General features: G+C 45.9%; 6 protein-coding genes and 1 pseudogene. 4 read left to right on the forward strand and 3 right to left on the reverse strand.

Annotation, left to right across the window (positions count from 1 at the left end):
* From BCT81_RS26360 to BCT81_RS26375, 4 genes and pseudogenes are all read left to right on the forward strand, one after another.
* A partial coding sequence (locus tag BCT81_RS26360; protein WP_198596969.1) for a BCCT family transporter occupies positions 1–633 on the forward strand: 633 nt, incomplete at its 5' end.
* Between the two features lie 273 nt (positions 634–906).
* Positions 907–2,720, forward strand: a pseudogene (locus BCT81_RS26365) (hypothetical protein).
* Entirely contained in the window at positions 2,717–3,454 is a 738-nt protein-coding gene (locus BCT81_RS26370; RefSeq protein WP_102426374.1) for a DUF3726 domain-containing protein, read from the forward strand. Before BCT81_RS26365 ends, BCT81_RS26370 begins: the two are co-directional and overlap by 4 nt.
* A gap of 316 nt (positions 3,455–3,770) precedes the next feature.
* Positions 3,771–5,063 (forward strand): alpha/beta fold hydrolase, encoded by a 1,293-nt coding sequence (locus BCT81_RS26375; protein ID WP_102426375.1) that lies wholly within the window; start codon positions 3,771–3,773, stop codon positions 5,061–5,063.
* Positions 5,064–5,203: 140 nt separating this feature from the next.
* Here the strand turns inward: BCT81_RS26375 and BCT81_RS26380 are convergent, their stop codons facing one another.
* The 3 genes from BCT81_RS26380 to BCT81_RS26390 form a co-directional block, all read right to left on the reverse strand.
* Positions 5,204–5,386 (reverse strand): hypothetical protein, encoded by a 183-nt coding sequence (locus tag BCT81_RS26380; protein WP_004741177.1) that lies wholly within the window; start codon positions 5,384–5,386, stop codon positions 5,204–5,206.
* A gap of 291 nt (positions 5,387–5,677) precedes the next feature.
* Positions 5,678–5,905 carry a PAS factor family protein gene (locus BCT81_RS26385; protein ID WP_102426376.1) on the reverse strand — a complete coding sequence of 76 codons (228 nt, stop codon included), beginning with the start codon at positions 5,903–5,905 and terminating at the stop codon, positions 5,678–5,680.
* A gap of 218 nt (positions 5,906–6,123) precedes the next feature.
* Positions 6,124–7,838 (reverse strand): cytochrome c (locus BCT81_RS26390; protein ID WP_102426377.1); only part of this gene is annotated, 1,715 nt, incomplete at its 5' end.

The raw sequence follows: 7,838 nt of genomic DNA on the forward strand, positions 1-7,838 counted from the left end.
ATGATCGATAACTTCATCCCAATGGCGACATACCGTGGTGACGAGGGGTGGTTGAGCTGGTGGACAGTCTTCTTCTGGGGTTGGTTCCTAGGTTACGGCCCAATGATGGCAATCTTTATTGCACGTATCTCTCGCGGTCGTAGTATTCGCCAACTGGTTTCAACCATCAGCTTAGTTGCACCGTTTGTTACTTGTTTCTGGTTCACGATTGTTGGCGGCTCTGGCCTTGCGTTCGAAATCGCAGATCCAGGCAGCGTAAGTAAAGCGTTTGAAGGCTTTAACTTACCAGGTGCTCTGCTAGCGGTAACTCAGCAATTACCAATGCCGATGCTTATCTCTATCTTGTTCCTGATCTTAACCACGATTTTCATCGTAACGACTGGCGACTCAATGACTTACACCATCAGTGTTGTAATCAGTGGTGAGACAGAGCCGAATGCAATCATCCGTACTTTCTGGGGCGTGATGATGGGCGTAACGGCGTTGATTCTGATTTCTCTAGGCTCTGGTGGTATTTCCGCGCTGCAATCTTTCATCGTAATCACAGCGGTTCCGGTGTCCTTAATCTTACTGCCATCGCTTTGGAATGCGCCTCAAATCGCAATCAAGATGGCGAAAGAACAAGGTTTGTAGAAAGCAGAGTTTGTAGAAAAGCAGGATCTGTAAAGAAACGGTAGAGGTAACGCTCTCTAAAAATTAAAGAGAAACAAGGTATCAGCCTTTGAAATAAGGCTGATACCAGATTCCGAAAGGAAGAGAAAACCCGTACTGGTGAAGATACATCGGACGGCAACTATTTAGGTCAAGAGATCTAGTCAGGACAAATAATAAGGGGCGAGTTCGCTTGCCCCGACAACATCAATAACGATTAAAACGTGAAAGCTAACCAACATACTGTCGCTATAAATGCTTCAAAAGACAGCAACGATCGGTTCTGAATGGCTAGCAAAACCCTTATAACTACAAAGGTGGTGAGCAAAATGGATGCACATCGTTCTACCTACACTGAATCAGCACTACGTGACGCAACGGTCGTCATGGCACCGGAAAGACTGGGTGCTATGCACCAAACACGCATCAGCTTCGTAAGAACTCTGATTCGTAAAATGGCGCAACAGCAATGGAAAGTGACTAAACATGAGTGGCAATTAGACCCTCAAGGGTATGGTCATGCTATCTATAAGCTACAGACGCCAAACCATGTTTATCATTTGGTTGTGTTCTGCGATGAGATTGCAGACGACGAACGAAATGACCGTGTAATTGCTGAAAAGTGGGACGTAACATTTGCTTTGGTTCTTGGCGATGTGGATGTCGCTCTACTTGAGAGACTTCGTGCGAATGTACCGCTACAAGAAGCGGGTCGTAACCCTAACAATGTGCTTGTTCTAGCGCGCGCCAACAAAAGTGTGCGTGTGTTTGAACACATAGTGAGCCACTTGGCCAAAGGGGTTCAACCAACGCCAAAAGAGTTAGCGGAAGTAGGCTACATCCTGAGAACGACTGCGGTTTATGGTAATGGTAAGTTCGGTATTGCTGACTTCAAAATTCTAGAGAAGAACTCAGATTTCAATCAGTCGTTCAGTGCTCAAATGTGTGCGGTATACATGCTGCGTGAATTTAGTCTCGACTGGGTTCATTACCTAGCAGAGCAACAAGGCGGTGAACAAGCGATTACCTTGCACAGAGGCTTACAACGCTATCTAGGTGTGGGTAATGCTACTGGTTTAGGCATGGCGCCATACCTGATTAACCACCCAGGTATTGTCGACCAATGGATGACAACCCGTGAACATGCATTAGCTGACGTGTTGGCTAATCACACGGATACGGCGTTGATCAAGCCACTACGTACATTAGTTAAAAAAGCGATTTGTCATTTAGAACAAGTCGTTACCATCAATGAACATCAGCAGGAGCTGAACAAAGCTGCTGTGGATGAGTTGAAACACGCAGAGCAATCGTTAGAAGTGTCTATCAGCCAATGTGATACATGGGCGCAGTTAGTTGAACAATCTAAGCACATGAGTATGGAAGCCCAAGAAATCCTTATCTCATGCTTGATGGAATTGTACCCAGAATTAGTGGACGCGCATCAGGAGCAGATGAATTGTAGCGAGACACTGTCACTTCCTAGCGGTAAAAAGATACAAGATCTGTTAGTGATCTTAGAAGAGAAGTACCGCTGGGCAATTACAACGGACTTTACTAAGGCTGAGAACAACTACTGGTTCTGGTATCGCTCTCAAGACAAAGAAGAGCCAAGACTCGGTGTTCGAGGTGAAGAGCTGGGTGAAGAGCGTGAACTGCCGTTAGATATCGGTCGTCAAGCTTATCGTTTGTACCATGCTTTATTGCAGTTTACGCCGGAGCTCTCGTTAGCCGAGTTCTTAGTAAAACAGCCACAGCATCGTGCTATAGCTCGCCGCGTATGGACACTGGGCAACAAAGCGATGGGGGACATTCAAATGAATGTGCTTCATAAAGAGTCGCTGCCGATGCATCTGTTACGTTGCAAACTGGCTATGTTTGGTGCAACTAAGTTTGATCCTCGCTCAGATCGTTGGGTTCGCGTAACCTTCTTCCAAGGCGCACCGCTGCTTGACGAAATTCATCAAGACGAGTGGGTGTTCCCAGTCTTACCAAGTGAAGCGGAGCTTGCTGGCTCACATAACGTTCCTACACATATCAATGCTCAACATGGAGGTAAATCGCTATGATCGTTTCTCACAATGAATTGGTCGCGGCCGTCAACAAAGCCTTTTTAGGGATGCGCCGTACATGTGGTGAAGCCGATGTGATAGCGAACATGGTGGCTGATTTACAAATGGTAGGCTTGGATGGTGTGCGTCATTTTAATAATGCGAGCAACTTTATCGGCCTAGAGGACGACTGCCCAGTTGATATTCAAGTGACAAGCGATAACACGGTCGAAGTCGACCTGCATAAGGCAAGTTTGGCGTGTCATCTTCCTGTGGTAATGGATTACGCGATTGAAAAAATGGTCGGTATCAAATCGCTTAAGATTGAGCTCAACAACTGTCATAACCGATGGCTAGCGTACAGCGAGCTTGTGAAACTGGCCGCGAAAGGTATCGCGTGTACTGCACGTTGGGACAACGGCTCTAACCCTAAGAGCACCTTGTATGTGCTTAACCGTGGTTGCGTTGCTCCAGAACTGTTTTTATCAGATTTGCCTCTGACATCGGACGAACATATCCATAATATGACCATCGAACTTTCCGTCCAGGATTTCGATATCGAACGCTTGTCAGATGGCTACCAAACACATGTCACGTCGGAGTCGTTATTTAAGACACAAGAAAACGCGTGGCGTGATGGCATTGAGGTCAACGACGCAGAGTGGGCGACATTAAAAGAAACGGCCACCGCGATTCTGGTTGAAAATAGCCAGCGTTCAATTCAAGGGGCAGGAGAGTTAGTCGCCTCATAGTTGATTGAACTTACCGCAACAGAAACATCAGATAACACCAAAAGAGCTTAACGTATCCTCACCTCGGTAAGCTCTTTTTATTTTCCTGTTTCTCTATTTACTCATCCCTTGATAAAGCCTCAAAAACGCGCCGTTTTGACACAGGTTGTAGCGATACGAACACTCCTTGAGCAATCAAATGAAGCACCTTCACATTCATGCTAAACAAACGGTTTCATTTACGAGCTACTATGCGTATCTTGCTACCTATGTGTGCCATAGGGCGCTACTTTTATTCGTACCGATGACATTAGAATCAGATAAAAAGGAATGAAGCGTGAAAGCTAAGTTTATAGATGGAACCACCCTGTATCGTCAGCACTATTTTGAATTACCACTCGATTATCAAGCGAAAGATGGACAGCAGATTCAAGTATTCGCTCGTGAAGTTGTCGATCTAGCAAAAGACAGCCAAGAACTCCCGTGGCTTATCTACTTTCAGGGTGGGCCAGGCTTCCCTTCACCGCGTGTGAGTGGTGAATCAGGTTGGATGAAACGTGCGTTACAAAACTACCGCGTTCTGCTTCTTGATCAGCGTGGTACTGGCAATAGCACGGTAATTAGCCATGAAACCTTGGCACATCTTTCTCCAGAACAACAAGCTGAATATCTGACGCATTTTAGAGCCGACAACATTGTTCGTGATGCCGAAGCGATTCGTGAACAATTTGGTGTTAAGCAGTGGTCGACGATTGGCCAGAGTTTTGGTGGTTTCTGTACATTGAGCTATCTATCGTTGTTCCCGCAAAGCTTGCAACGCTGCTATGTGACGGGCGGTATTCCGTCGATTGAACGTGAAGCTGACGATGTCTACCGCGCGACCTACAAGCGTGTTGAAGATAAAAACAGAGCCTTCTTTGCTCAATTCCCACAAGCACAAGCCATGTGCCGTGAGATCTCTGATTATCTGCTTAACAATGAAGTGAAGTTACCAAACGGTCAGGTATTTACTGTTGAACAGTTCCAATTGATTGGCATTAACTTAGGTGCTGGCGAAGCAAACCTTCCTATGTACTTCACATTAGAAAGTGCGTTTGTTGAAGTGAACGGTAAAAAGCAACTGAGCTATAGCTTCCTAAATCAAATGCAACAAGAGCAGGGTTACCTAACCAATCCAATCTACGCGATTTTGCATGAATCTATCTATTGCCAAGGCACAGCATCAAATTGGTCAGCTCATCGAGTACGCGAGCAGCATCCACACTTTAATTACCAATCGGGAAATGAGTTCTGGTTTACAGGAGAAATGGTCTACCCATGGATGTTTGACCAATTAGAAACACTGAAGCCACTGCGTGAAGCGGCGAATATCTTAGCTGAGAAGTCAGATTGGGGTACTTTGTACAACGCAGAGCAGCTTGACAAGAATACCGTGCCTATGGCATGTGCTGTTTATGCTGACGACATGTACGTTGAACTGGATTACAGCCGTGAAACACTGGCGAACATTCCAAACTCAAAAGCGTGGATCACTAATGAATATGAGCACAACGGCTTACGAGCAGACGGCGAAAGAATCGTAGACAAGCTGATGACCATGGTTGAAGCATTAGAGAATTTGCCAAAGTAATCTCGCTAGCCCTACCTGAAACAAAGACGTTAAAAAATAAGCGACGTTAGAAAAAAGAAAACGCTGCATCCGTGCAGCGTTTTTGTTAGGTCATCGAACTATTCGATTTAAGGAACTAGGAGGGGTAGCTCAATAAGCCATTAAGGTTGGATGACGATATCTTGATGTTCTGTTGTGGTTAAGCAGGCGCGATTTTGTTCGATTAGTTGAGCCGCGTAAGATGGGGTCACAGCTTGAATCTCGCCTTTCGAGCGAATGGTCAGTGCTTCCCAAGCTTGATCACGATATTTGCCTGTCTGTGTGTATTCAATAAGTACTCTCATGATTCTTCCATCCGCTGTGTGGTTAACGTGCTACTAACATTAGCGCCATTATTGTCGTTACACACCTGTTAAAAATGGAACATAAGATTAACCAAATGAGAATGGTCGCAACTTGAAAATTTCGACAAATTGCACTTATCAGCGTTCGAGCTTATTACTCTAAATCGCTGTTCATCCGGATAAAGGGTTGAGAATGGGCAACACTGGTAAGTTGTACCTGCGGCAAATTGAAGCATAAAAAAAACGCTGCATAAGGCAGCGTTTTTTTTCAGAATTCACTTAGACGACAGATTAGTTGTTGTCTAAGCCAACAATCTTGCGCGCAGACATTACCGCACTGTCTAAATCGGTCAATCTACCAGCACTTGCTGGACCAAGAACGGATGAATACAAAGCCAACTGCTTCTCAAATGATAGATCTAGATGGTTATATAGATTTTGGCGGATTTGAGCGTGTTGTTGTGGTTTCGCGCTCGATAGACCTTCCAACGTATCGTAGATGAGTGTAGTTGTATCCATATCAGTCCTTAGTAACTCATTATAAAATTTTGCGTATTATGCACTCGGTGTCATCTTTGTTCTGCGAGATTGATCGCATTATGTGCAAGTCTGCTTAATTGTGTAATCAGTTAGTTATAATTGTGTTGTAGTGGCAAGGGCATTTAAAGCGCAAAAGAAAAGGAGACACTTAGGTCTCCTTTGGTCGTTTGCAATTCACTTTCTAAGTGATAGATCCGCTAGCGGATGTTGATGTTGTTATCTCTGCGGTCATACATGTCAGGTGTGGTATGTAACCCACCCGCGTAACCCGCTGCCTCTAGGGTTTCTCTCACTTCACGAACGTGTTCTGCGGTGACTGGTTCTTCTCTATCACCGAGATGTAATCGGACGAAAGTGATCAGTTCGGCTAGCCTTTGATCAGACAGGACATCTTCAAAGCTCGCCATTGGCATGAAGTTTCTGTCTTTGTCGAGATACGTAGGTTGTAAGCCCCTTACCGTTACCGCAATGGTGTTGAATGGGTCACTGTGCATGATGATGCCGTTATTCAGCAGAGTAGGGGCGATAGGTTCGCGACCTTTACCATCGTCACCATGACACGCACCACAGGTTTGGCGATAAGTCGTGTAGATCTCGGCAGCGTATGACTCTTCATCAAAGCCCTTCGGCTCTAACGGCACCGCGTCACTGCTTATTGTGTTGTTGGTATCACCGTTCAACAAGTAGTAGGACATCGACTCGATATCTTCACGTGTCATCAAGCTCAGGCTATTTTTCACTACGTCAGCCATACCAGCGAAAGCCGTGCCTTTGTCTGAGTGACCTGTGTGTAGGAAGTCGGTGAGTGTTTTCTCATCCCAGCCGTCGATATAAAGCTCGTTTGCGGTAATATCGGGCGCATTCCAGCCATCGATTAAGTTACCTTGGAAAATGCGCTCAGGTATTAGAGCTTGTGCAATATTTCGTGGTGTATGGCACTCAGAACAGTGACCAAGCCCTGCAACCCAATATTTACCTTGTTGCCACTTCTCGACATCATCAACCTTATCTTTGAGTTCCTCTGGTACTTGATAGTCGACCGGATCGGTATCCATGAATACGATATTCCAGCCAAGCAGACCTAGGCGAATATTCGACGGGAACATCATGCTGTTGTCGTCATTGCGTCTTGGTACCGCTGTGATGGATTGCATGTACTCCCATAAATCGACCATGTCTTGATCTGTCAGATATTGATACGAGGTGTAAGGCATAGCAGGGTACAAGTAGCCATCTTTACCTTTGCCATCAACCAAGGCGGCTCTGAAGTCGTCGAAATCATAGGTTCCGATACCTTCGGTAGTGTGAGGAGTAATGTTGGTTGAATAAACTGTGCCAAAAGGAGTGACAAACGGCAGGCCACCAGCAAAGGGTTCACCACCTTCCGCGCTGTGACAAGCGACACAGTCGCCAGCATGCGCCAAGTACTCCCCGCGCTCAACAGACTGTGAGTTCAAGCTTGCAACCCTCTGTTGTTCAGCTTCTCCTGCATGTCGGATGTAGGCGCCTAGAGCCAGTATCTCGTTTTCGGTAAGTTGGTTATCAAACGCTGGCATCAGGTTGTTCAAGCCATAGTTAATCGTATGTTGAATCTCTTCAATGCTGCCTCCGTGTAACCAAGTGTCATCGGAAAGATCGGGAACCCCAATCTCTGGGTTAGCAATTGTGCCATCAGCGTGGCAAGACGAACAGTATTGGACAAACAAGCTTTTACCGAGTTCGACTTTAACCTCAGGCACATCGGTATGGCGTTGGTTTAGAGACGCTAGATAGTAAGAAACCTTTGCCACTTCATCTGGGCGCATGATTTCACTCCAACCCGGCATTGCACCATTTCGCCCCTTGGCAATGGAATGGATTAACGCTTCATCGCTACCGCCATATAGCCATTCTTGGTCGATCAGGTTAGGGA

Source organism: Vibrio sp. 10N.261.52.A1 (assembly GCF_002876325.1).
GTDB classification, from domain to species: domain Bacteria; phylum Pseudomonadota; class Gammaproteobacteria; order Enterobacterales; family Vibrionaceae; genus Vibrio; species Vibrio chagasii.